Source organism: Amycolatopsis sp. NBC_01286, assembly GCF_035982555.1.
Lineage (GTDB): Bacteria > Actinomycetota > Actinomycetes > Mycobacteriales > Pseudonocardiaceae > Amycolatopsis.
This window is the reverse complement of the sequence record NZ_CP108428.1, coordinates 8,611,379-8,632,890: the sequence shown is the minus strand read 5'-3', so window position 1 is coordinate 8,632,890 and position 21,512 is coordinate 8,611,379. Positions and strand designations below refer to the sequence as shown.

Genomic DNA, 21,512 nt, shown 5'->3' with positions numbered 1-21,512 from the left:
GATGTGGTTAACGTGTTAACCAAACGTAGGCCGCAACTGGTTCACATGTCAACCAACGGGTAGGGTCGCGGTCATGGCGGACGCGCGGTGGCTGGACGAACGGGAAGACCGGGCCTGGCGTGGCCTGATGGCGATGCAGGACGGCCTCTCGGAGTTCATCGAGCGGCAGCTGCGGACCCGCTGCGGGCTGTCCCGGGCCGACTACCAGGTACTGGCCCACCTTTCGGAGGCGCCGGAAGGCCGGTTGCGGTCGTTCGAACTCGGCGAGCTGCTGCGCTGGGAGAAGAGCCGCCTGTCGCAACACCTGGGCCGGATGCAGCACCGCGGCCTGGTGACCCGCGAGCGGTGCGCCACCGACCAGCGCGGGGCGGTCGTCGTCAGCACCCCGCGAGGCCGGGAACTGATCGAGGCCGCGGCCCCGCAGCACGTCGCCGACGTCCGGGACGCGTTCATCGACCAGCTCACGACGGCGGAGCTGGAAACGCTCACCACCATCGGCGAGAAGGTCCGCGGCCGCCTCGCGGCCCTGACCGCCGGTGACGGCTAGCCCAGCCGGGCCGCCGTGTCGTGGAACTCGCGGCGCACCGCGGCGATGGCGTCGCCCGAGCGCGTCGGGTGGACGCGGTTGGTGAGCAGCACGTAGTACCGCCCGCGCGCGGGCTCCACCCACAGGCTCGTGCCGGTGAACCCGGTGTGGCCGTAGGCATCCGGCTCCAGCGCGGTGCCGACCGGCGAACCCGGGACGTCCAGTCCCTGCCACCCCAGGCCGCGGCGCAGGCCTGCCGTCTGAACGGTGATCATCTCGGCGTGCGTGGCCGGTTTCAGCAGCGGTGCGGCGCCGCCGGCGAGCACCCGGCCGAGGCGCTCGACGTCGCCCAGCGGCGCGAACAGCCCGGCGTGGCCGCAGATTCCGCCCAGCACCACGGCGTTCTCGTCGTGCACCTGCCCGCACACGACCCGGCCGCGCCACGGGCAGTTCTCGGTCGCCACGGCGTCGGCCACCGGACCGAAGCCGGTGTCCGGCATCCCCGCCGGTGTCGTGACGAGGTCCGCGACCAGGCGGTCCAACGGCGTTCCGGCGGCGGCCGACGCGATCAGGCCGAGCAGGATGAACCCCTGCGACGAGTACTCCACTCGCGTGCCGGGGGCGACGGGCAACGGCGTCGTGCGGATGGCTTCCAGCAGCGCCTCGCGGGTGTCGTGCGTCCGCCACAACGGCGTGCCGCCGGGCAGGCCCGAGGTGTGCAGGAGCAGCTGCCGCACGGTGATCGACGCCTTGTCGGTGCCGGCGTAGGCCGGGAGGTGGCGGGGGAGCGGGTCGTCGAGGGCGAGCACGCCGCGCTCGGCCAGCGCGGCCACCACGATGCCCACGACGGGCTTGGTCACCGACGCCAGATCCCACCGGCTCGTCTCGCCGGCGGGTGGCCCGTCCTGCCACCGCGTGCCGAGAACGCCCCGGTCGAGGACACCGTCCGCGGTGCCCACCGACCACGCGGCGGCGGAGAACACCCGCGCGTCGCGGGCCCGGGCGAGGAGGTCAGCGAGCATCGGGCACCGCCCGCGGCGCCGTTCCGGCCAGGACGGCGGACAGCCGGTTCGCCGCCTCGGCCACGAGCGGCCCCAGGACGTCGAAGCTCGACGGCTGCAGGGTGAACGTCAGCCCCGACACGCTCACCGCGCCGACGACGGCACCCTCGGCGTCCAGCACCGGCGCGCCGAGGCAGCGCACGTGCGCCTCGAACTGCTCGTCGTCCACGGCGTAACCCGCACTGTCCACAGTGGCCAGTTCGCGGCGGACGGCGCCGGGGTCGGTCAAGGTCTTGGCCGTGCGCGCGGTGAGCGGCGTGGCGAGCGCCGCGGCGACGTCGGCCTCGGGCAGACGCGAGAGGATCGCGCGGCCCACGGCGGTGCAGTACAGCGGCACCTCGCCGCCGGGCCGGGTGTTGAGCCGGTACGCCTGGTCCGGTTCGAGCTTCTCGACGTACACCGCGCGGTCGGCGTGGCGCACCGCGTAGTGCACCGTGTGCCCGCTGCGCCGTTGCAGGTCCGCCAGCACCGGGCGCAGCGGCCGCGTGCTGGTCAGCGCCGCCGCCGACAGGCCCAGCAGCCGCGGCCCGACCGTGTAGCGCCCGCTGCCCGCGCCGACCGCGTACCCGGCCTCGGTGAACGTCTGCAGCATCCGGTGCGCGGTCGGTTTCGGCAGGTCACAGGCCTGCGCGAGGTCGGCCAGCCGGTGCGGGCCGCCGGGGGCCGAGAGGGTGGCGAGCACCTCCAGGGCCTTCTCGACCGCACCACGCGAGCTGCCGGGCGAGCTGCCGGGCGAAGTGTTGACAGCGTTGTTCACGCCGCCTACCTTAGCGCAATCGCGTTCCATCTGACGGAACGGCGTTTCACAAGACGGAAGATAGGTGGTGACCGTGGCCCGTTCCCGGCTGTCGCGCCGCGACGCCCTCCGGCTCGGCGGTCTCGCGCTCCCCGCGCTGGCCCTGCCCGGCCTGCTCTCCGCGTGCGGCAGCGCCTCGGGCACCACCGGCACCGTGCTGCGGGTCGCGCAGTCGTCGGACCCCAAGACGCTCGACCCGCAGAAGCAGGGCGACCTGACCTCGATGAACGTGCTGACCAACCTGTTCGACACGCTCACCACCCGCGGCCCGGACAACCAGCTCGCGCCCGGGCTCGCGCTGTCGTGGACCTCGCCCGACCCGCTGACCTGGCGGTTCAAGCTCCGCCCCGGCGTGAAGTTCCACAACGGCGAGCCCTGCGACGCCAACGCCGTCGCGTTCAGCATCAACCGGCTGCTCGACCCGGCCACGAAGTCGCCGATCGTCGAGCTGCGCTACGTGAAGCAGGCCGTCGCGCTCGACGCGTCCACAGTGGACCTCCGCTGCAGCGCCCCGGACCCGATCATCCCGGCCAAAGTCTCGCTGTTCGGCGGCGTCGCCGTGCCGCCCGGCTACCTCAAGCAGGTCGGCTCGGCCGGCTTCGCGAAGCACCCGGTCGGCACCGGGCCGTTCATCTTCGAGGAGTTCCAGCGCGACCACCAGCTGCGGCTGCGCGCGAACCCGGCGTACTGGGGCGGCAAACCGGCCTACGACGAGCTGGTGTTCCTCCCGATGCCCGACGCGTCCTCGTCGCTGGCCTCGCTGCAGAGCGACGAGGTCGACATCGTCGCCGGGCTCACCCCGGACGCCGCGCTCCAGCTGCAGGGCTACACCGGCGTCTCGATCCGGCACTACCCGGGCATCCGCACGTCGTACCTCTCACTCGACACCACCGCCGGCCCGCTGCGCGACGTCCGGGTGCGCCGCGCGCTCAACCACGCCGTCGACGTCCCGCTGCTGATCAAGGCCGTGCTCGACGGCAAGGCCCGCGAGGTGCCGACGATGTTCCCGCGCGAGGCGTTCGGCTTCGACCCGGCGATCACGCCCTTCACCCGTGACGTCGGCCTGGCGAAGCAGCTGCTCGCCGAAGCCGGCTTCGCGGCCGGGTTCGACACTTCGATCACCGCGCAGACCGCCGACTCGAACCTCGCCGAGGCGATCTCCGGGCTCCTCGCCCGCGTCGGCGTCCGAGCCCGCGTGGACCTCGTCGACCCCGGCACGTACAGCAGCCGGCTGACGTCCAGCAACCGCGGCGCGCTCGGCCCGATCTACCTCGCCGCCAGCACCGGCTGGACCCTCGACGCCGAAAGCCTCGTGCAGTCCAACGTCCGCCACGACCGGCGGCAGAGCCGGTGGACCAACCCCGAGGCCGACCGGCTCGTGGACGCCGAGGAGCAGTCGCTCGCGCCCGCCGACCGGCAGCGGGCCTTCACCTCGCTCCAGCAACTTCTCAAGCAGGAGGCGCCGTTCGTGTTCCTCTACCAGATCGACAACGTCTACGCGGTCAACACCCGTCCACAGTGGACACCGGGTGTGGTCGGTGTGCTGGGCATGGCGAAGGCGACGGTGACCCCGTGACCGCGCCGGCCGTCGCCGTGGTCCGCCCGGCCGCCCCGGGCCGCGGGGTGCTCCGTGTGGTCGTCACCAAGGTGCTGACCGCGATCGTGGTGCTGTTCTTCGTGGCCACCGCGGCGTTCTTCCTGGTCCGGCTGTCCGGCGACCCGGTGAAGCTGATCCTGCCGCCGGACGCCACCGCGGCGCAGGAGGCCACGCTGCGCGCGAGCCTCGGGCTGGACCGGCCGCTGCTCACCCAGTACCTCGACTACCTCGGCGGCCTGCCGCGGCTGCACCTGGGCACGTCGCTCGTCTACGACCAGCCGGTCGCCGAAGTCCTGTTCTCCCGCGTCCCCGCGACGCTGGAACTGGCCGGCGCCGCGCTGCTCGTGGCGCTCGTGCTGGCCGTCCCGGCGGGCACGTTCGCCGCCTTGCGCCGCGGCCGCGCGGGCGACACCGGCGTGATGACCGGGGTCCTCGTCGGCCAGTCGACGCCCGCGTTCTGGGTCGGGATCCTGCTGATCCTCATCTTCGCCGTGCAGCTGCAGGTGCTGCCCGCGTCCGGCTACGGCGGCTTCGAGCACCTCGTGCTCCCGGCCATCACGCTGGCGGTGTACTCGGTGGCGGTGATCGCGCGGTTGCTGCGCAGCTCCCTGGTCGACGTCCTCGGCTCCGACTACATCCGCACCGCGCGGGCCAAGGGCCTGAGCCCCGGCGGGATCGTGCTGGGCCACGGCCTGCGCAACGCCGCGCTGCCCGTCGTCACGGTCGTCGGCCTGGAGGTCGGCAGCCTGCTGGGCGGCGCGATCCTCACCGAGCAGGTGTTCTCCTGGCCCGGCCTCGGCCGGCTCACCGTCGAGGCCATCCAGAACCGCGACTTCCCGCTGGTGCAGGCCGCGGTGCTGTTCTTCGCCGCGACGTTCGTCGTGGTGAACCTGCTGGTGGACCTGTCCTACACGATTCTCGACCCGAGGGTGCGGGTGACCGCGTGACCGCCATCGCTGTTCCCCTGGCCCGGCCGGGTGTGGTGCGCGGGGTCCTGCGCAACAAGCTCGGTGTCGTCGCCGTGAGCGTGCTGACGCTGATGGTGCTCGTCGCCCTGCTCGCGCCGCTGATCGCGCCGTACGACCCGGGCGCGCAGGACCTGCTGGTGCGGCTGCACCCACCCGCGTGGGCCGCCGGCGGCGACTCCGCGCACCTGCTCGGCACCGACCAGCTGGGCCGCGACATCCTGTCGCGCCTGTGCTACGGCGCCCGCGTCTCGCTGCTCGTCGGCGCGTGCGCGGCGCTGCTGGCCGGCGTCGTCGGCGCCGCGATCGGCCTGGTCGCCGGATTCCTCGGCGGCTGGTTCGACCGGATCCTGATGCGGATCGCCGACATCCAGCTCGCGTTCCCGTCGATCCTGCTCGCGCTCGCCATCGTCGGGTTTCTCGGTTCCGGCCTCTGGTACGTCGTGCTGGTGCTCGGCTTCACCGGCTGGGTGTCCTACGCCCGGGTGATCCGCTCCGAGGTGCTTTCCTTGCGCACCAGGGAGTTCGTCACCGAGGCGCGCGCGATCGGCGTCACGGACTTCACGATCATGCGCCGCCACCTGCTGCCCAACGTGATGGCGCCGCTGGCGACCATCGGCACCCTGCACGTCGCCGCGGCGATCGTCGCCGAGGCGTCGCTGAGCTACCTCGGCCTCGGCGTGCCCAAGCGGACCGTGACCTGGGGCGGGATGCTCGCCGACGGCCAGCTCTACCTCGGCACGTCGTGGTGGGTGGCCGTGTTCCCCGGCGTCGCGCTGATGCTCACCGCGCTGGCCGTCAACATCACCGGCGACGTCCTGCGCGACGTCGCGGACCCGAAGGCGTACCGCTCATGAGCCTGCTGGAGATCACCGACCTGAGCGTCGAGTTCCGGGTGGACACCGGCACCGTGACCGCCGTCGACGGCGTGAGTCTCTCGGTGGCCGAGGGCGAGACCCTCGCGCTGGTGGGGGAGTCGGGCAGCGGCAAGACCGCGACCGCGTTGTCGGTGCTGCGGCTCAACCCCGAGCCACCGTGCGTGTACGCGGGCGGCGAGATCCTCCTCGACGGCCGTGACGTGCTGCGACTGTCCGAAAAGGACCTGCGAGGGATCCGCGGCAACGACGTCGCCATGGTCTTCCAGGACCCGATGACGAGCCTCAACCCGGTCAAGCGCGTCGGCGCGCAGGTGGCCGAGGTCGTCCGCAAGCACCAGAACGCGTCACGCTCCGACGCGCGGGCCGCTGCCGTCGAAGCGTTGCGAGAAGCGGGGATTCCCGATCCCGAGGCGCGCGCTTCGCAGTACCCACACCAGCTCTCGGGCGGGCTGCGGCAACGCGTGATGATCGCGATGGCCCTGGTCGGCCGGCCCCGGGTGCTCATCGCCGACGAGCCGACCACGGCCCTGGACGTCACCGTGCAGGCGCAGATCCTGGAGCTGCTGGTCGACCTGCAACGGCGGCACGGGATGGCGATCCTGCTCATCACGCACGACCTCGGCGTCGTCGCGGAGGTCGCCGACCGGGTCGTGGTGCTCAAGTCGGGCCGGGTCGTCGAGACCGGGGACGTGGTGCCGCTGTTCGAGGCGCCGCGCGAGGACTACACACGCGAACTGCTGCGCGCGACACCGAAGCTGGAGCGGGTATGACGAACCTGGTCGAGATACGCGGGCTGCGCAAGGACTACGGCGCACTGTCCGCGGTGGACGGTGTCGACCTCGACGTCGTCTCGGGGGAGACCCTGGCCGTCGTCGGGGAGTCGGGCAGCGGCAAGACCACGCTGACCCGTCTGCTGCTGTGCCTGATCGAGCCGACGGCGGGCACGGTCCGGTTCGACGGCGCGGACCTGCACGCGCTGGGCGCGGCGAGCCTGCGCAAGGTGCGGCGCGAGATGCAGGTGGTGCTGCAGGACCCGTATTCGAGCATGAACCCGCGGCTGCGCGTGACGGAGATCGTCGCCGAACCGCTGGTGACGCACGACGCCTCACTGCGGGGCCGCCGCGGCCGGGCGAAGGTGCGTGACCGCGTGGCGGGCCTGCTGGACGCGGTCGGCTTGGCACCGCAGGTCCAGGACCGCTACCCGCACGAGTTCTCCGGCGGCCAGCGGCAGCGGATCTCCATCGCCCGCGCGCTGGCCCTGGAGCCCCGGCTGGTGGTGCTCGACGAGCCGACGAGCGCCCTCGACGTCTCGGTGCAGGCCCAGGTGCTGGACCTGCTGGCCGACCTGCAGGACCGGCTGAAGCTGACGTACGTGTTCGTGTCGCACAACCTGGCGGTGGTGCAGCAGATCGCGGACCGCGTCGCGGTGATGCGGGCGGGGAAGATCGTGGAGCTGGCGCCGTCGGCTCGGCTGTTCGCGTCGCCGTCGCACGAGTACACGAAGAGCCTGCTCGACGCGGTCCCGAACCCGGATCCCCGGCTCGCGCGCCGCCGCCAGGTGACGGCGTGAAGGCGTCAGTGGTGGGACAGCACGAGCCCGGCGCCGCCGAGCAGCGCGACGTCGTCGGCCGGGCCGGGGTTCACGACGACCGTCGGCGGTTCGGCGGTCAGCGCCCACGACGAGTCCTCGCGCAGCCGCTGCTCGATCCGCGCCCGGAAGCGCTCGCCGCCCTCGGCGGCTTCGCCGTGCAGCACGAACAGGCCCGGCGCGAAGAGCTGCTGGATGTTCACCAGGCCCAGCGCGATGTTGGCCGCATACTCGTCGAGCAGCGGGTCACCCGCCAGCTCCCGCACCGTGCGCGCGCCGAGACCACGACGCTCGGCTTCGGCGCGCAGCCACGGCGTCGTCGCGACGGTCTTCCAGCAGCCACGCGCGCCGCAGGTGCACGGCCGGCCGCTCGCGGCGACCGTCATGTGCGCGCCGCTGCGGCCACCCGGCGGGGCGAGCACCTCGCCGTCGTACAGCAGGCCGACGCCGAGCACCTCGCCCGTCGACACGGACGCGAACGTCGTGCGGCCGCGACCCGGGCCGAACCAGCGGTCGCCCAGGACCTGCAGCCGCGCCCGGTGTTCGATGTGGACCGGCGCGTGCACCAGCTCGGCGAGCACGGCCGCGACGGGATAACCGTGCAGCGCGGGCACTTCGCTGACCTCGATGATCACACCCGCGTCGGCGTCGACCAGGCCCGCGGCGGCCACGCCGACGCCCACCGGCGGCGTGGGGAACCGCGCGACTTCGGCCAGTGCGGCGTCGATCTCGGCCCGGTCGGACGTGTCGCGCGGGTAAGTCGCCTCGGCGCGCCACAGCACGGTGCCGGACAGGTCGAGCAGCGCGGCCCGGACCCGGCCCGGCAGCAGCTCGACGGCGCCCAGCACGGGGCCCGCGCCGGCCTCGGGCGCGGCCGGCGCCGGGACCAGCCGCAGGGCCGGGCGTTCGCCGGTGCTCATGCGATCACGATGCCACGACCCGGCTCCGGAGGGGAGACCACGTGCCGGAACTGACGCGGATGACCTGGCGGGAGGTGCGTGACGCCGGGCGGTCGGCGATCGCGCTGCTGCCCATCGGTTCGCAGGAGCAGCACGCCGCCCACCTGCCGATGGGCACCGACACGATGCTCGCCGAAGCCGTCGTCGACGGCGCGCTGGCGCGGGTGGCCGACCCGGTCGTGGTGCGGCTGCCCGCGCTGCCGTTCGGCCACAGCCCGCACCACCTGTTCGCCGCCGCCGTCTCGCTCCGGGCGTCGACCCTGCAGGCCGTGCTCGCCGACGTCCTGGACTCGCTCGCCGGCAGCGGCTTCCGGCGGATCCTCGTGGTCAACGGCCACGGCGGCAACGACGAGATCATGCGCCTCGCCGTCAAGGAGTACGCGCTGCGGGCCGACGTCGCGCTCGCGGCGTGCTCCTACTTCTCGCTCGGCGACGGCTCCTCGCCGGGCCACGCCGGGGTGTTCGAGACGTCGCTGATGCTCGCCACCCACGGCGACCTGGTGCGGCCGCCCGAACCACGTGCCGACGTCACGCCGCCACCGCTGTTCGCGTACCCGCCGTACCCGGGCCTGACCGTGGAACGCCACGGCGAATGGGCCCGCGCGGGCGGCAGCACCGACGACGCGACCACCGCGACCGCCGAGGGCGGCGCGGACCTGCTCGAAGACCGGGTGACCGCGCTGGCGGACGCGATCCGCGCGTTCGACGCGGCCACCCGCGAAACCCACGCCGAAGGGGAGGCATGAAGATCACCGACGTCGACGTGCGGGTCGTGAACCTGCCGTTGACCAACCCGTTCACCAGCTCGTTCGAGACGAAGACGGGCGAGACCCGCACCGTCGTGCGGCTGCGCACCGACACCGGCGTCGAGGGCTGGGGCGAGACCATGTGGGGCCGCCCGGTCGCGGAACTGGTGCGCAAGCTCGGCGCCGAGCTGGTGGGCACGAGCCCGTTCGCGCTGGAGGCGTTCCACCGGCGGCACCACATGGTGCCGTTCTTCCACGGCTACCTCGGGTACGCGGCGCTGGCCGCGCTCGACGTCGCCTGCTGGGACCTGATGGGCAAGGCCACCGGCCAGTCGGTCACCGACCTGCTCGGCGGCCCGGTGCGCGACGAGGTGCCGATCACCGCGCTGATCACCCGCGCCGACGCGCCCGGCGCGGCCGGCCGCGAACTGGCCCAGGGGCTGGGGGAGTACGCGGCGAAGGTGGTCGCCGAAGGCGGCTTCACGGCCGTGAAGCTCAAGGGCACCAAGGACGTCCGCGGCGACGTCGCGATCATGCGCGAGCTGCGTCAGGCGCTGCCGGACGTCGAGCTGCGCGTCGACCCGAATGCGGCGTGGTCGGTGCCCGACTCGATCCGCGCCGGGCTGGCGCTGGAGGAGCTGGACCTGGAGTACCTGGAGGACCCGTGCGTCGGCATCGAGGGCATGGCCCAGGTGCGGGCGAAGGTGCGGATCCCGTTGTGCACCAACATGTGCGTGGTCCGCTTCGAGGAGTTCGCCCCGGCGGTCCGGCTCGGCGCGGTCGACGTGATCCACGGCGACGTCTACAAGTGGGGCGGCATCGCGGCGACGAAGGCGCTGGCCGCCCACTGCGAGACGTTCGGCCTCGGGATGAACCTCCACAGCGGCGGCGAACTGGGCATCGCGACGGCTGCGCACCTCGCCGTGGTCGCGAGCACCCCGGTCCTGTCACGGGCCATCGACAGCATGTACTACCTGCACGCGGACGACATCGTCGCACCACTGGAACTGACCGACGGCCGCCTGCGCGTCCCGGCCGGCCCCGGCCTCGGCGTGACGGTGGACGAGGACAAGCTGGCCTTCTACGCCGCGCGCAACGAGGAGGAAGGCGACCTCACCGGCTGAGAACCGTATAACGCCCTACACGGCTCACCGGTGGGTGATGCCGGCCAGGATCAGATCGACCCCGGCGAGGAACTGCTCGCGGTCGTCGTGCTCGCGCAGCTGCGCCGCGACGGCCCGGGTGAACGGGTACTCGTCGGGGTCGAGCTCTTCCCAGGCGGTCGACACGGCGTCGAGGAACTGGGAGCGGTCGACGCCGGGCTCGAGCGCACGGCCGCTCGCGGAGTTCGCGGCGTTCTGGCCGGCGGCGCCCAGGATGTAGTGCACCAGCGCCGAGGTCGCCGTGAACCAGCTGCCTTCGGGCACGTCCAGCGCGCGGACCTGCCGGCCGAGGCTTTCGAAGATCCGCGGGGTCACCGAGCCCCACGGGCTGCGGGCGAACTGCGTCGTGAGCTGCGTGGCGAGCCACGGGTGGTCGTCGATCGCCTCGAACAGGCCGAGCGCGACGGCGCGCACCTCGTCCTGCGGGGTGCCCTGGGCCTTCCCGGGCGCCATGGCCCGCGCGACGACGGCGTCGGTCGCGGCGGCCAGCAGCTCGCCCTTGTTCGCCACGTGCCAGTAGATCGCGCCGGCGCCGGTGGCGAGGCGCTCGGTCAGCACCCGGAACGTCAGCCCGCCTTCGCCGGCCGCGTCGAGCACTTCGACGGCGGTCTCGACGATGCGCTCGCGGGAGAGCGCCTCTGTGCGCCGCGGGGCCCGGCGCGTGCGTGTAGCCATGCCTCCAGTTTGACACATCTGGAATGGTGTTCCAAGATGGAATGACGTTCCAGTGAGGCCCGACGGCCTCGAACCCGGAGGAGACACCATGAACACCCAGGTCACGATCATCGGCGCCGGTCTCGGCGGCCTCACCCTCGCCCGCGTCCTGCACGTCCACGGCATCCCGGCCACGGTCTACGAGGCCGAGGCGTCGCCGGCCGCGCGCACGCAGGGCGGCATGCTCGACATCCACGACTACAACGGCCAGCTCGCTCTCGAGGCCGCCGGCCTCACCGAGGAATTCCGCAACCTGATCCTGGAGGGCCGCGAAGCGACGCGGATCCTCGAGCGGGACGGAACCGTGCTGCTCGACGAACCCGACGACGGCACCGGCGCCCGCCCCGAAGTGCAACGCGGCGAGCTGCGCCAGGTCCTGCTCGACTCGCTCCCCGATGGCACCGTCCGGTGGGGGCACAAGGTCAGCGGCGTCCGCACCCTCGGTGACGGCCGCCACGAAGTGACCTTCGCCAACGGCGACAGCGTCGCCACGAGCCTGCTGGTCGGCGCGGACGGCGCGTGGTCCCGGGTCCGATCGCTGCTCTCGGACGCCACACCCGAGTACGTCGGCACGTCGTTCGTCGAGACGTACCTCTTCGACAGCGACACCCGGCACCCGGACAGCGCGAAGGCGGTCGGCGGCGGGGCCCTGTTCTCGCTCGAACCGGGCAAGGGGATCCAGGCGCACCGCGAGAGCGGCGGGAACCTCCACACCTACGTGGTGCTGTCGAAGCCGCAGGAGTGGTTCGCCGGCATCGACTTCACCGACGCCGCGGCGTCCACCACCCGGATCGCGGCGGAGTTCGACGGCTGGGTCCCGGAGCTCACCGCGCTGATCACCGACGGCGAGACCCCGCCGGTGCTGCGCCCGATCAACACCCTGCCGACCGGGCACCGGTGGGACCGGGTGCCGGGAGTGACCCTGCTCGGCGACGCCGCCCACCTCTGCGTCCCGAACGGCGAAGGCGCCAACCTGGCCATGTTCGACGCCGCCGAGCTCGGCAAGGCGATCGCCGCGCACCCCGGCGACGTCGAAGCCGCGCTCGCCGACTACGAGCAGGCGCTGTTCCCGCGCAGCGCCGAAGCCGCCACCGAAGCCGCGCGCGACTTCGACCTCTGCTTCGGCGAGGAGACCCCGCACAGTCTCGTCAAGCTGCTGACCGGGCAGGCTTAGTCCACTGGCCTCACCCCCGGTTCCACTGCTCGGCGAGCAGTTCGTAGGACCGCACCCGGTCGGAGTGCGCGTGGGTGATGGTGGTGATGACGAGCTCGTCGGCGCCGGTCGCCTCCTGGAGCTGCCGCAGCCGGGCCGCGACCGTGGCGGGGGAGCCGACGAACTGGGTGTCGACGCGGTCGGCGACCAGGGCCCGGTCCTCGTCGCTCCAGACGTGGGCGGCGGCTTCTTCCGGCGTGGGAAAGAGAATCGCCCCCTCCGCACGGCGGATGGAGCGGACCCAGAGGGCGTAACCGCTGGCCAGTTCCCGCGCGGTGGCGTCGTCTTCGGCGACGACGACGTCGGCCGACACCGCGACATACGGTTTCGGCAGGGTCGCCGAGGGCACGAACGCTTGCCGGTAGGCGTCGACGGCGTCGAGCACGCTGGACGGGCTGACGTGGTAGTTCGCGGCGAACCGCAGGGCGTTGCGGCCGGCCACGGACGCGCTCTGCCCGCCGCTGCTGCCGAGGATCCAGATCTCGACCTGCGCGCCCTCACCGGGCACGGCGTGCGCGTCGAGCCCTTCGGCGGAACGGTAGGTGCCGCCGAGGAAGGCGAGGATGTCGTCGACCTGTTCGCCGTAGTCGGGTGATTCGGCGCCGGGCTGTTGCAGCAGCCCGAAGGTCAGGCCGATCCGCGACGAGCGGGCGAGCGTGCTGAAGTCGGGCTTCTCGGGAATGAGCAGGCCGTTGCTCGCCTGCGTGGCCGGCGGTGGCGCGGCTGCGGCAGCGGCGTATTCGCGGACGAGCTGCTTGCCGCTGCGGCCGAGCCCGAGGTCCAGCCGCCCCGGGTGCAGTGCCGCGACGAGACCGAACTCCTCGACGACGGCCAGTGGCGTCCGGTGCGCGAGCTGCACGCCCGCGGACCCGAGCCGGATCGTCTTGGTGGCCCCGGCGACGAGGGCGATCAGCACGGGTGGTGACGCGCCGGCGACGCCGGGATTGAGGTGGTGCTCGGCGAACCAGTAGCGGTGGTAGCCGAAGCGTTCGGCGTGCTGCGCGAGGTCGACGGTGTTGCGCACGGCCTCGGCGGCGCCGGACCCGGTGCTGATCGGGACGAGGTCCAGCACCGACAACGGGACTTCAGGCATGACGGTCCTTTCCGGCGGGCCACGGCGGGTCGGGGATCTCCCGCCGCAGCGCGGGCGCGATGTCCGACTGGAACAGTTCGAGGGTGGCGCGGTGCTGCCGGGCGGTGAGGCCGTCGCGGTCGGCGTGCAGGTGCATCACCTGGTGCCCGAGTTCCTTCTGGTAGCGCAGGACTTTCTCGGTGATCTGGGCCGGGCTGCCGATCAGCGCCGAGCTGCGCTCGACGAAGTCCTCGAGCGTCGGGAAGACGGGTTCGAGGCCGAGCCGGGTTTGCAGGGCCAGCCGGCTCTCGAAGATCGGCCGGTAGACCTCGAGCGCCTCCTGCGACGTCTCGGCGGCGTAGTACCCGGCGGTCCCGGCGCCGACGACGGCGGCCGCGGGGTCGTGGCCGTGGTGGGCCCACCGCTCGCGGTAGTGGCGGACCAGCTCGGCGTAGGGCTCGACGGGGTTGGTGACGTTCGCGGAGAAGAGCGGGTCACCCCACTTCGCGGCGAGGTCGACGGACTCGCGGCTGGTCGCGCTGCCGTGCCAGACGCGGATCGGCTGCTGCAGCGGCCGCGGCCAGACCTCGGCGTCGGTCAGCGACGGCCGGAACCGCCCGGACCAGGTGACCTTGTCCTGGCGCCAGAGTTTCCGGAACAGCTCGTAGCCTTCGGAGTTGCGGTCCCACTGGTCGTCCGGGGTGACGTGGAACAGCTCGCGCTGGGCGGCGCCGTTGCCCTTGCCGATGATCAGTTCGAGCCGGCCGCCGGAGAGGTTGTCCAGGGTCGAGTAGTCCTCGAACGCGCGGACCGGGTCGAGCAGGCTGAGCGTGGTGACGGCGGTGAACAGCCGGATCCGGGACGTCCGGGCGGCGATGTGGCTCAGTACGACCGGCGGCGAGGAGGAGATGAACGGCCGCTCGTGCCGCTCGCCGACGCCGTAGCCGTCGAAGCCGAGTTCTTCGGCCAGCTCGGCGTTCGCGACGACGTCCAGCAGTCGTTGGTCGGTCGGGGTGAGGACGCCGGTGACCGGGTCCGGTACATGGGTGATCAGGGTGATGAGCAGGAACTTCACGTGCCCGCAGTCCTTTCTCCGGCTGGTTCTAGCTGTCCCTTGTGGACGGATCCGGCGACGCGCCCGTCGACGAGGACCCACGCGGTTTCGTGCGAGCCGAGCCGATCCGCGGCGGCCCGGCGGCTTTCGCCGATCCCGACCGCGGGCAGGGGACCGGTGACGTAACCGGCGATCGGGTCGGCCGGGCGGGCCATGCCGGCCGCGATCAGCAAGCGGAGCTCCGTGACGTCGAGCCCGCCGGTCACCTCGGCCACCGACGGCGGCCCCGTGGCGCCGGGCCGGTCCGGGCCGACCGGCCACAGCGGTCCGGCGCCGGGATGGCGGTCGGCCACGGCGAGCGCGCTGCCGACCGACGCCGTCGCCGCCAGGCCGGGTGCGGCCGCCGGGAACGGGCCGGCGGCCTCGGCCACGGTCTGCTCACCCGCGTGCTCGGTGAGGAAGCCGAGGTGCCGGAGCCAGTCGTCGTCGTAGTACTTGGACAGGTACGAGCGGCCGGAGTCGGGGACCACGACGACGATCAGGTCGGCCGGACCCAGCCCGGCGCTCAGGCGCAGCGCGGCGGCGACGGCCGTGCCCGCGGAAGCCCCGAGCAGCAACCCTTCCTCGCGCGCCAGTCGTCGCGTGGTCAGCAGCGACTCGCGATCGCCGACCGGTTCGACGTGATCGACGACGTCGCGGTGGTAGGAGCGGGGCCAGGTGTCCTCGACGGTGTCCGGGTGCAGGTAGTGCCCGATGCTTTCGACTACATAAGGGCTGCCGTCACCGCCCGAGTAGACGGAGGTCTCGGGATCGGCGCCGATCACCCGCACCCGGCCGCCGCTGACCCGCTTGAGGTGGGCGCCGGCGCCGCTGATGGTGCCGCCGGTGCCGATCCCGGCGACGAAGTGGGTGATCCGGCCCCGCGTCTGCCGCCAGATCTCCGGCCCGGTCGTCGTTTCGTGGGCGGCCGGGTTGGCCGGGTTGTCGTACTGGTCGGCGAGCCAGCCGCCGTTCTCTTCGGCGAGCCGGCGCGCGACCTGCGAGACGTGGGCCGGGTCTTCGCGCGGTACGGCACCGGGGGTGACCACGACGTCGGCCCCGTAGGCGCGCAGGATCGCGGTCTTCTCCCGGCTGCTCTTGTCCGGCAGCACGACGGTGAGCCGGTAGCCGCGCTGGGCCGCCACGATCGCCAGCCCGATCCCGGTGTTGCCGGAGGTGCCTTCGACGATCAGCCCGCCGGGAGGCAGCGCACCCGAGCGTTCCGCGTCGAGCACCATCGAGAGCGCGGCGCGGTCCTTGACGCTGCCGCCCGGGTTGAGGAACTCGGCCTTGACGTAGATCCGCGGGCCGGCCGGCGGCGCGATCCGCGCGAGCCGGATCAGCGGGGTGCCGCCGATCGCGTCGAGCACGGAGTCGAACGCCTCGACGTCGTCGGATGCCATGCCCACCACCTCGCTTCCGGGTACTGCACAGGTATCCCGTCGCGGGTGGTCCCCGCACGGGTGTTCAGGATGTGGACCTCGCCGGTTGACAAGTTCGCTGGGTTCATCCTAACCTGTAAAAGTGACCAGCGAGGTTAGTTGACCGGATCGGGTTACGGCGGGCACAGCCTGTGTCGCCGTGTTCCCAGCATGTGGTTTCTGTCGTACCCGCTGGTTAGGGTCGTGGATGTCTGGATCATGGGAACGAGGAGTGTGGGCACGTGCGCTGGAGCCGGAACCTTCGAGCGGCCGCGGTGGTGGCGGTGGCCGTCTTCGGCCTGACCGCGTGCGGGGGCGGCGACAGCGCTGACAAGCCCGCCGCGCCGGGCAAGGGTGGGGCGCCGATCGTCGTGGCGTCCTTCAACTTCACCGACAGCCAGATCCTGGCCGAGATCTACGCGCAGGCGCTGGAGGCCAAGGGCTACCCGGTGACCCGGAAGCTGAACCTGGGCTCGCGTGAGCTGATCTACCCGTCCCTGAAGTCCGGTGAGCTGCAGTTCATCCCGGAGTACCAGGGTTCCGCGATCACCACGGGCTTCGGTGCGGAGCCGGTCAAGGACGCCAAGGGGGAGCATGACCAGCTGGCGAAGCTGTTCGAGCCCAGCGGCGTCTCGCTGCTGGACTACGCCCCGGCCGAGGACAAGAACACCTACATCGTCAAGGCCGATCTCGCGAAGTCGAAGGGCATCGCGACCATCAGCGACCTGAAGAAGCTCGACAAGGTCGTCCTGGCCGGTGGTCCGGAGTGTGAGAAGCGGCTGACGTGCTTCAAGGGCTTGACCGACATCTACCACCTGACGAACGCGTCCTTCCAGACCGTGCAGGAGGTCGGGCCGCGCGTGCAGCAGCTCAATTCCGGTGCGGTCACGGTGATCCCGGTGGACTCGGTGAGCCCGTCCGCCGGTGACCCGCAGTACGTCGCGCTCAAGGACGACCTGAGCATGGTGCCGACGGAGAACGTGGTGCCGGCGGTGAACAAGAAGGTGCTCGACGCGCGGGGCGCGGACTTCGCGACCGTCGTCAACGCCGTGAGCGCGAAGCTCGGCACCGACGGCATGCGCGAGCTGAACAAGCGCGTCGACTCCGACGGTGAGCCGGCGGCCGACGTCGCGAAGGACTGGCTGTCGCAGCAGGGTCTCGCCTGACGGCGGCACAACACGAGGAGTCGTTCCGTGAGCGCGGATCAGTTGCACTTCAACGCTTTCATCTGGCCCAACGGGTACCACGAGTCCGCTTGGCGCGTCGTCGAGGACGACGTCCGCGGCGTGCTCGGGCTGGCGTACTACGCGGACATCGCGCGCATCGCCGAACGCGGCCTGATGGACACGATCTTCCTGGCCGACAACATCGCCATCGCCGAGTACCGGGCCACGCACCTGCCGCAGACGCAGTTCGACCCGATCTCGGTGCTCTCGGCCCTGGCCGCGGTCACCAGCCACATCGGCCTGATCGGGACCGGCTCCACGACCTACAACAAGCCGTGGGAGCTGGCCCGCCGGTTCGCGACGCTGGACCACCTCAGCGGTGGCCGCGCGGGCTGGAACATCGTCACCACCATCACCCCGCTGGCCGCGGCGAACTTCGGCGAGCGCGCCCACCCCGACCACGCCGACCGCTACACGCGGGCTCACGAGTTCGTCGACGTGGTGACCCGCGCGTGGGACAGCTGGGAGGACGACGCGGTCGTCGGCGACCGCGAGCGCGGCGTGTGGGCGGATCGCGCCAAGCTCCACGCGCCCCGCTTCCACGGCGACTTCTACGACGTCGAGGGAATCCTGCCGTTCCCGCGCTCGCCGCAGGGGCGCCCGGTCCTGGTCCAAGCGGGACAGTCCCCGGCCGGCATCGCGCTGGCCGCGCGGTACGCCGAGCTGGTGTTCTCCGGACCGCCGTCACTGGAGGCCGCGGCCGCGTTCCGGACCGAGCTCCACGCCCAGGCGGCGGCCGCGGGCCGGGACCCGGCCCAGGTGCTCGTCCTCCCGGCGCTGATGGTGACACTGGGCGGCACCGAGGCCGAGGCCCAGGAGAAGGCCCGCCGGCTGGAAGAGCTGGCGAGCCCGGAGTTCCGCTGGCAGAACATCCTGTACACGGCCGGCCTGGACCCGGACGGCTTCGACCCGGACGCCCCGCTGCCCGCAGAGCTGTGGACCGGAACGGCGAACGTCTCGAGCCGCGCGAACGAACTGTTCGCCCTCCAGCGCGCACAGCCGGAGCTACCGTTGCGTGAGCTGGCCCTGCAGCTAAAAAGCGGCGCAGGCCAGTCCCACTTCATCGGCACGCCCGAACAGCTGGCCACGCACATGATGACCTGGCAGGACGCCGGCGCGGTAGACGGGTTCACCATCATGGGCTCAACGCTGCCGTACGAGCTGACGGCATTCGTCGACCACGTGGTCCCGATCCTGCAACGCAAGGGCCGCTACCGCACGGAGTACACCGGCCCCACCCTGCGCGACCACCTGGGCCTGCACCGCCCACCCGCAGGAGGTGCCACGCACCGCTAGCCACACACGGACTGCAGGTCGCCGAATCTGCGGCCGGCGTTGACGAGACTTCGCCGGAAGGTTGCCAGGTCGCGCGTTGACCGAGTCGGCACCTCCTGACCTGCAGTCGGCACCGACGCGGATCTCCGCCGGTGGCTGACGTCGGCAAGGCACGGCGCGCGGCCGACGCGCGCCGTTTACCCACACGTGGATGGTGGGCTATCGGGATTCCGCCTCGCCGACGGTCGGCGTCGGCGAGGTCGGTCGCGGCCGGAGAGAACCGGCCCGCCACCACCTCGATCCGCACCGGCTGTGACTACCGGGCGTCCGCGTGCCGGTCGCGGTCCGGCCCTGAGGCGCCGCCGTCACGGTCGGGTAAAGGCCGTTGTGCCTGGTCCGCCCGTGTGATCTTGTGATCCGGAACTGTCCTCAAGGGACGCTGAAGGTGGCGTGTCCGGGTGGTGGCGTTCGGTGAGGAGAGGGCGTGCCTTTCATCCTTTCCCGCCTGTTCGCGCGCTGGATCCTGCGTGCCGGGTGGACGCTCCCAGTGGTGGTCGTCGTCTTCGTGTTCGCGACCAGCTGGCCGCTGATGGTGCTGGCCGAGCCGGCCGGCAGCGACCTCGTTCAGCCGGGCAACTACTGGTGGTACTTCGTCGTGACCGCGGCGACGGTCGGGTACGGCGACTTCTCGCCGGAGACAGCGGTCGGGCACTTCGTCGGGGTGTACGTGATCGTCGGCGGGATCGCCACGCTCACCACGGTCTTCACCCGGCTCGCGGCGCTGCTCGAGCAAGCGAAGGGACGGCGGATGCAAGGCTTGGAACCGGTGGAGCTGAGCGGCCACGTCGTGCTCGTCGGCTACCTCGCCGGCCGCACCGAGCGGCTCGTGGCGCAGCTGCTGGCCGACGGGATCACCGGACTGGTGCTGTGCGCGGGCGACGAGGTGCCGGTGCACCCGATGCCGGCGCAGCCCGTGGAGTTCGTCCGCGGCGACCTCACCGCGCCGGAGGTGCTGGCGCGGGCGGGGGTCGAGCGGGCCGCCACCGTGCTCGTGGACGTGCGGGACGACAACGAGGCGCTGGCGGTGGCGGTCCTCGTCGAGCACGCCTCGACGTCGGCGCACGTGGTGGTCACGATGCGCGACATGGAACGGGCCGAGCTGATGGGCTACGTCGACCCGCGGATCACCTGCGTCCAGTGGCACACCCCGCGGATGGTCGTCGAGGAGGTGGTCTCGCCGGGCATCGCCGAGGTCTACACCGAACTGATGACCGCCGGCGGCGCCGGCACGTACTCGGTCACCGTCCCGGAACGCCTCGGCGCCCTGCAGGTCGAACGCTGCCGTGCCGCACTGGGCCGGACCTTCGGCGCCACGGTACTGGCCGTCCGCGGCGCGAACGGCCTGACGGTGAACCCCGCCTGGGACGGCGACCTGCCACCCGGCGCGGTGCTGTACTACGTCAGCTCGCGCGCACTCGGCCAGGACGAGATCGAACGAGCCCTGCGCGCCGCACACCACTGAGCCGCCCGCGCCGAGCCCTTCTGCCGGAGGCCGCCCTGCACCCGGCCCGCCGACGCCTTCTGGGTGGCCTCGCCGGGAGGTCTCCGTGCTTGGCGGGCGTCCGGGTGGGATCGCCGGGAGGTCTTCGCGCGTCTGGCGGGCGTTCGGGTGGCGTCGCCGATAGGTCTTGGCGGGCGTTCGGGTGGTCTCGCGAGGAAGTCGGTCCACCCGGAGCCGAGAGGGCCCTTGGCTGGCTTCGTCGGGAGTGTCCCGCACCTGGGCGGGGCGCCGGGAGGTTGCTCGCGTCGCGCCAACGAGCCGTTGCGTCGCCGGGGGACCGCGGCCAAGGCCGTCGCCGCTAGGTGAGGGTGGCCGGCAAGTACTCGTAGCCCCGCAGGATTCGGGTCTCTCGGCGGCGGCTTCCCGGGTTCAGGGCCAAGCCGGGGAAGCGGTCGAAGATCGTTCGCAGGCCGATCTCGCCCTCCATCCGGGCCAGTGCCGCTCCCAGGCAGTGGTGCCGGCCCGCGCCGAAGGCGACGTGGTCGCGGGCTCGGGCCCGGGTCACGTCGAACGTCTCCGGATCCGCGAAGACCTGTGGGTCGTGGTTCGCGCCGGCCAGTACCGTCGTCACCAGCGCTCCTCGTGGCAGGGGGACGCCGGCGACCTCCGTGGCGCGTACCGCCAGCCGGCCGGTCAGCAGGACCGGCGGGTCGTGGCGTAGTACCTCCTCTACCGCGTTGGCCCACAGCTCCGGCCGCTCGCGCAGGGTCGTGAGCTGGTCCGGGTGGGCCGTCAGCAGGGCGATGCCGCTGCCGAGCAGGTTGACCGTCGTCTCGAAGCCGGCCGCGAGGACCAGGCCCGCCGTCGACTTCAGCTCGGCCTCGGTGAGTCCGACGCCGTCGTCGCGGGCCGCGACCAGGCGGCTGAACAGGTCGTCGCCGGGGTGGCGGCGCAGGTGGTCCAGGTGCTCGCCCAGCCAGGTGTCGAACTCCGCCAGCGCCGTCTCGACGTCGCGGAACGTGCGCCAGCCCAGGCCGAGGTCGAGGCTCGGCGCCGCCGCCGCGCCCAAGGACAGCACCTTGCCCACCTCGGTGGGCGGGACGCCGAGGATCTCGCTGATCACCGTCACCGGGAGCAGGCCGCAGTAGGACTCGACGAGGTCGACCGGGCCGGTGGGGTCGATGGCGTCGAGCACCTCGTCCGCGATCGCCTGGACCCGGCCGCGCAGCTGCTCGACGGCGCGCGCGGTGAACACGCCGGTGACGAGCTTGCGGTAGCGGGTGTGCTCGGGCGGGTTGACGGCCAGCAGCGACGGCGGCCGCACCGGGTGCAGGTGCTCGCCGGCCGACCACTCCAGCAGCCGTCCCAGCGCGGAGCCGTCGGAGCCGAGCACGCCGGTGCGGAAGTCGTCGCTGGAGAGCACCTCCCGGACGGCGGCGTGCTGCGTGGTGATCCAGCCGAAGCGCGTCCGGGCGACCGGCCCGGCGGCCCGGATCTCGTCGAACAGCCCGCTCAGGTCGCGGCCCGCGGCGGCGTCGTCGACCAGCCGGCCCTGCAGGTCGCCGCGCCGGGCGCCGCGCAGCAGCACGGCCCGCGGCAATGCGTGCCCGAGCCCCCACCGGACCACGGGCTTCGCCCGCAGCAAAGTACCTTCGACGACCGCTTTGCCGAACCGGGCCACGTTCCCCCCACTGCGCCGCACGACTGTGTCTACTCCA

General features: G+C 72.4%; 20 protein-coding genes. 12 read left to right on the top strand and 8 right to left on the bottom strand.

The features are described from left to right. Positions 1-73 precede the first annotated feature (73 nt). The gene (locus OG570_RS39430) at positions 74-547 is read left to right on the top strand and encodes a MarR family winged helix-turn-helix transcriptional regulator (RefSeq protein WP_326953893.1); all 474 of its coding nucleotides are present in this window, start codon (positions 74-76) and stop codon (positions 545-547) included. Here the strand turns inward: OG570_RS39430 and OG570_RS39425 are convergent. Both OG570_RS39425 and OG570_RS39420 read right to left on the bottom strand, forming a co-directional pair. After that, the gene (locus OG570_RS39425; RefSeq protein ID WP_326953892.1) at positions 544-1,548 is read right to left on the bottom strand and encodes a serine hydrolase domain-containing protein; all 1,005 of its coding nucleotides are present in this window, start codon (positions 1,546-1,548) and stop codon (positions 544-546) included. The genes OG570_RS39430 and OG570_RS39425 overlap by 4 nt on opposite strands. Beyond that, positions 1,538-2,344 (bottom strand): IclR family transcriptional regulator, encoded by an 807-nt coding sequence (locus tag OG570_RS39420; RefSeq protein ID WP_326953891.1) that lies wholly within the window; start codon positions 2,342-2,344, stop codon positions 1,538-1,540. The genes OG570_RS39425 and OG570_RS39420 overlap by 11 nt, the downstream gene beginning before the upstream one ends. 73 nt (positions 2,345-2,417) lie before the next feature. Between OG570_RS39420 and OG570_RS39415 the strand changes: the two genes are divergently transcribed. From OG570_RS39415 to OG570_RS39395, 5 genes are read left to right on the top strand one after another with little or no spacing between them, the layout of a single operon-like run. Next, positions 2,418-3,959: an ABC transporter substrate-binding protein gene (locus OG570_RS39415; protein WP_326953890.1), complete on the top strand. Its 1,542-nt coding sequence runs from the start codon at positions 2,418-2,420 to the stop codon at positions 3,957-3,959. Beyond that, entirely contained in the window at positions 3,956-4,927 is a 972-nt protein-coding gene (locus OG570_RS39410; RefSeq protein WP_326953889.1) for an ABC transporter permease, read from the top strand. Before OG570_RS39415 ends, OG570_RS39410 begins: the two co-directional genes overlap by 4 nt. Then, the gene (locus tag OG570_RS39405; protein ID WP_326953888.1) at positions 4,924-5,802 is read left to right on the top strand and encodes an ABC transporter permease; all 879 of its coding nucleotides are present in this window, start codon (positions 4,924-4,926) and stop codon (positions 5,800-5,802) included. The genes OG570_RS39410 and OG570_RS39405 overlap by 4 nt, the downstream gene beginning before the upstream one ends. Further along, entirely contained in the window at positions 5,799-6,593 is a 795-nt protein-coding gene (locus OG570_RS39400) for an ABC transporter ATP-binding protein (RefSeq protein WP_326948927.1), read from the top strand. Before OG570_RS39405 ends, OG570_RS39400 begins: the two co-directional genes overlap by 4 nt. Continuing rightward, positions 6,590-7,393 (top strand): ATP-binding cassette domain-containing protein, encoded by an 804-nt coding sequence (locus tag OG570_RS39395; protein WP_326953887.1) that lies wholly within the window; start codon positions 6,590-6,592, stop codon positions 7,391-7,393. Before OG570_RS39400 ends, OG570_RS39395 begins: the two co-directional genes overlap by 4 nt. Positions 7,394-7,398: 5 nt before the next feature. Here the strand turns inward: OG570_RS39395 and OG570_RS39390 are convergent, their stop codons facing one another. Next, on the bottom strand, positions 7,399-8,331 hold the full coding sequence (locus OG570_RS39390) for an ROK family protein (protein WP_326953886.1): 933 nt from the start codon (positions 8,329-8,331) through the stop codon (positions 7,399-7,401). 41 nt (positions 8,332-8,372) lie between these two features. Here OG570_RS39390 and OG570_RS39385 point away from each other — a divergent pair, with 41 nt between their 5' ends. Both OG570_RS39385 and OG570_RS39380 read left to right on the top strand, forming a co-directional pair. After that, positions 8,373-9,116, top strand: a complete 744-nt coding sequence (locus OG570_RS39385; RefSeq protein WP_326953885.1) for a creatininase family protein — start codon at positions 8,373-8,375, stop codon at positions 9,114-9,116. Then, the gene (locus tag OG570_RS39380) at positions 9,113-10,240 is read left to right on the top strand and encodes a mandelate racemase/muconate lactonizing enzyme family protein (protein ID WP_326953884.1); all 1,128 of its coding nucleotides are present in this window, start codon (positions 9,113-9,115) and stop codon (positions 10,238-10,240) included. Before OG570_RS39385 ends, OG570_RS39380 begins: the two co-directional genes overlap by 4 nt. 24 nt (positions 10,241-10,264) lie before the next feature. Here the strand turns inward: OG570_RS39380 and OG570_RS39375 are convergent, their stop codons facing one another. Next, positions 10,265-10,954: a TetR/AcrR family transcriptional regulator gene (locus tag OG570_RS39375; protein ID WP_326953883.1), complete on the bottom strand. Its 690-nt coding sequence runs from the start codon at positions 10,952-10,954 to the stop codon at positions 10,265-10,267. Positions 10,955-11,042: 88 nt separating this feature from the next. Between OG570_RS39375 and OG570_RS39370 the strand changes: the two genes are divergently transcribed. After that, positions 11,043-12,167, top strand: coding sequence for an FAD-dependent oxidoreductase (locus OG570_RS39370; protein ID WP_326953882.1), 1,125 nt, complete (start codon positions 11,043-11,045; stop codon positions 12,165-12,167). 10 nt (positions 12,168-12,177) lie between these two features. On the opposite strand, the gene OG570_RS39365 is transcribed toward OG570_RS39370, so the two are convergent. From OG570_RS39365 to OG570_RS39355, 3 genes are read right to left on the bottom strand one after another with little or no spacing between them, the layout of a single operon-like run. Further along, the gene (locus OG570_RS39365) at positions 12,178-13,299 is read right to left on the bottom strand and encodes an LLM class flavin-dependent oxidoreductase (RefSeq protein WP_326953881.1); all 1,122 of its coding nucleotides are present in this window, start codon (positions 13,297-13,299) and stop codon (positions 12,178-12,180) included. Next, positions 13,292-14,353, bottom strand: a complete 1,062-nt coding sequence (locus OG570_RS39360; RefSeq protein WP_326953880.1) for an LLM class flavin-dependent oxidoreductase — start codon at positions 14,351-14,353, stop codon at positions 13,292-13,294. Before OG570_RS39360 ends, OG570_RS39365 begins: the two co-directional genes overlap by 8 nt. Then, positions 14,350-15,774: a PLP-dependent cysteine synthase family protein gene (locus OG570_RS39355; RefSeq protein ID WP_326953879.1), complete on the bottom strand. Its 1,425-nt coding sequence runs from the start codon at positions 15,772-15,774 to the stop codon at positions 14,350-14,352. The genes OG570_RS39360 and OG570_RS39355 overlap by 4 nt, the downstream gene beginning before the upstream one ends. A 260-nt stretch (positions 15,775-16,034) precedes the next feature. On the opposite strand from OG570_RS39355, the gene OG570_RS39350 reads away from it, so the two are divergent. From OG570_RS39350 to OG570_RS39340, 3 genes are all read left to right on the top strand, one after another. Continuing rightward, positions 16,035-16,958: an ABC transporter substrate-binding protein gene (locus OG570_RS39350; protein ID WP_326948937.1), complete on the top strand. Its 924-nt coding sequence runs from the start codon at positions 16,035-16,037 to the stop codon at positions 16,956-16,958. Between the two features lie 27 nt (positions 16,959-16,985). Next, complete coding sequence (locus OG570_RS39345; protein WP_326953878.1) at positions 16,986-18,314, top strand: LLM class flavin-dependent oxidoreductase; 1,329 nt, start codon at positions 16,986-16,988, stop codon at positions 18,312-18,314. A gap of 463 nt (positions 18,315-18,777) precedes the next feature. Then, positions 18,778-19,815 carry an ion channel gene (locus OG570_RS39340; protein ID WP_326953877.1) on the top strand — a complete coding sequence of 346 codons (1,038 nt, stop codon included), beginning with the start codon at positions 18,778-18,780 and terminating at the stop codon, positions 19,813-19,815. Between the two features lie 337 nt (positions 19,816-20,152). Here OG570_RS39340 and OG570_RS39335 read toward each other — a convergent pair whose 3' ends face one another. After that, the gene (locus OG570_RS39335; protein WP_326953876.1) at positions 20,153-21,475 is read right to left on the bottom strand and encodes a cytochrome P450; all 1,323 of its coding nucleotides are present in this window, start codon (positions 21,473-21,475) and stop codon (positions 20,153-20,155) included. Between the last annotated feature and the right edge of the window lie 37 nt (positions 21,476-21,512).

What these genes read in the sequence shown, in the direction of transcription:
- OG570_RS39430 (WP_326953893.1), top strand. Translation starts at nt 74, where the DNA reads ATGGCGGACGCGCGGTGGCTGGACGAACGGGAAGACCGGGCCTGGCGT.
- OG570_RS39425 (WP_326953892.1), bottom strand. Translation starts at nt 1,548, where the DNA reads ATGCTCGCTGACCTCCTCGCCCGGGCCCGCGACGCGCGGGTGTTCTCC.
- OG570_RS39400 (WP_326948927.1), top strand. Translation starts at nt 5,799, where the DNA reads ATGAGCCTGCTGGAGATCACCGACCTGAGCGTCGAGTTCCGGGTGGAC.
- OG570_RS39395 (WP_326953887.1), top strand. Translation starts at nt 6,590, where the DNA reads ATGACGAACCTGGTCGAGATACGCGGGCTGCGCAAGGACTACGGCGCA.
- OG570_RS39390 (WP_326953886.1), bottom strand. Translation starts at nt 8,331, where the DNA reads ATGAGCACCGGCGAACGCCCGGCCCTGCGGCTGGTCCCGGCGCCGGCC.
- OG570_RS39380 (WP_326953884.1), top strand. Translation starts at nt 9,113, where the DNA reads ATGAAGATCACCGACGTCGACGTGCGGGTCGTGAACCTGCCGTTGACC.
- OG570_RS39375 (WP_326953883.1), bottom strand. Translation starts at nt 10,954, where the DNA reads ATGGCTACACGCACGCGCCGGGCCCCGCGGCGCACAGAGGCGCTCTCC.
- OG570_RS39370 (WP_326953882.1), top strand. Translation starts at nt 11,043, where the DNA reads ATGAACACCCAGGTCACGATCATCGGCGCCGGTCTCGGCGGCCTCACC.
- OG570_RS39365 (WP_326953881.1), bottom strand. Translation starts at nt 13,299, where the DNA reads ATGCCTGAAGTCCCGTTGTCGGTGCTGGACCTCGTCCCGATCAGCACC.
- OG570_RS39355 (WP_326953879.1), bottom strand. Translation starts at nt 15,774, where the DNA reads ATGGCATCCGACGACGTCGAGGCGTTCGACTCCGTGCTCGACGCGATC.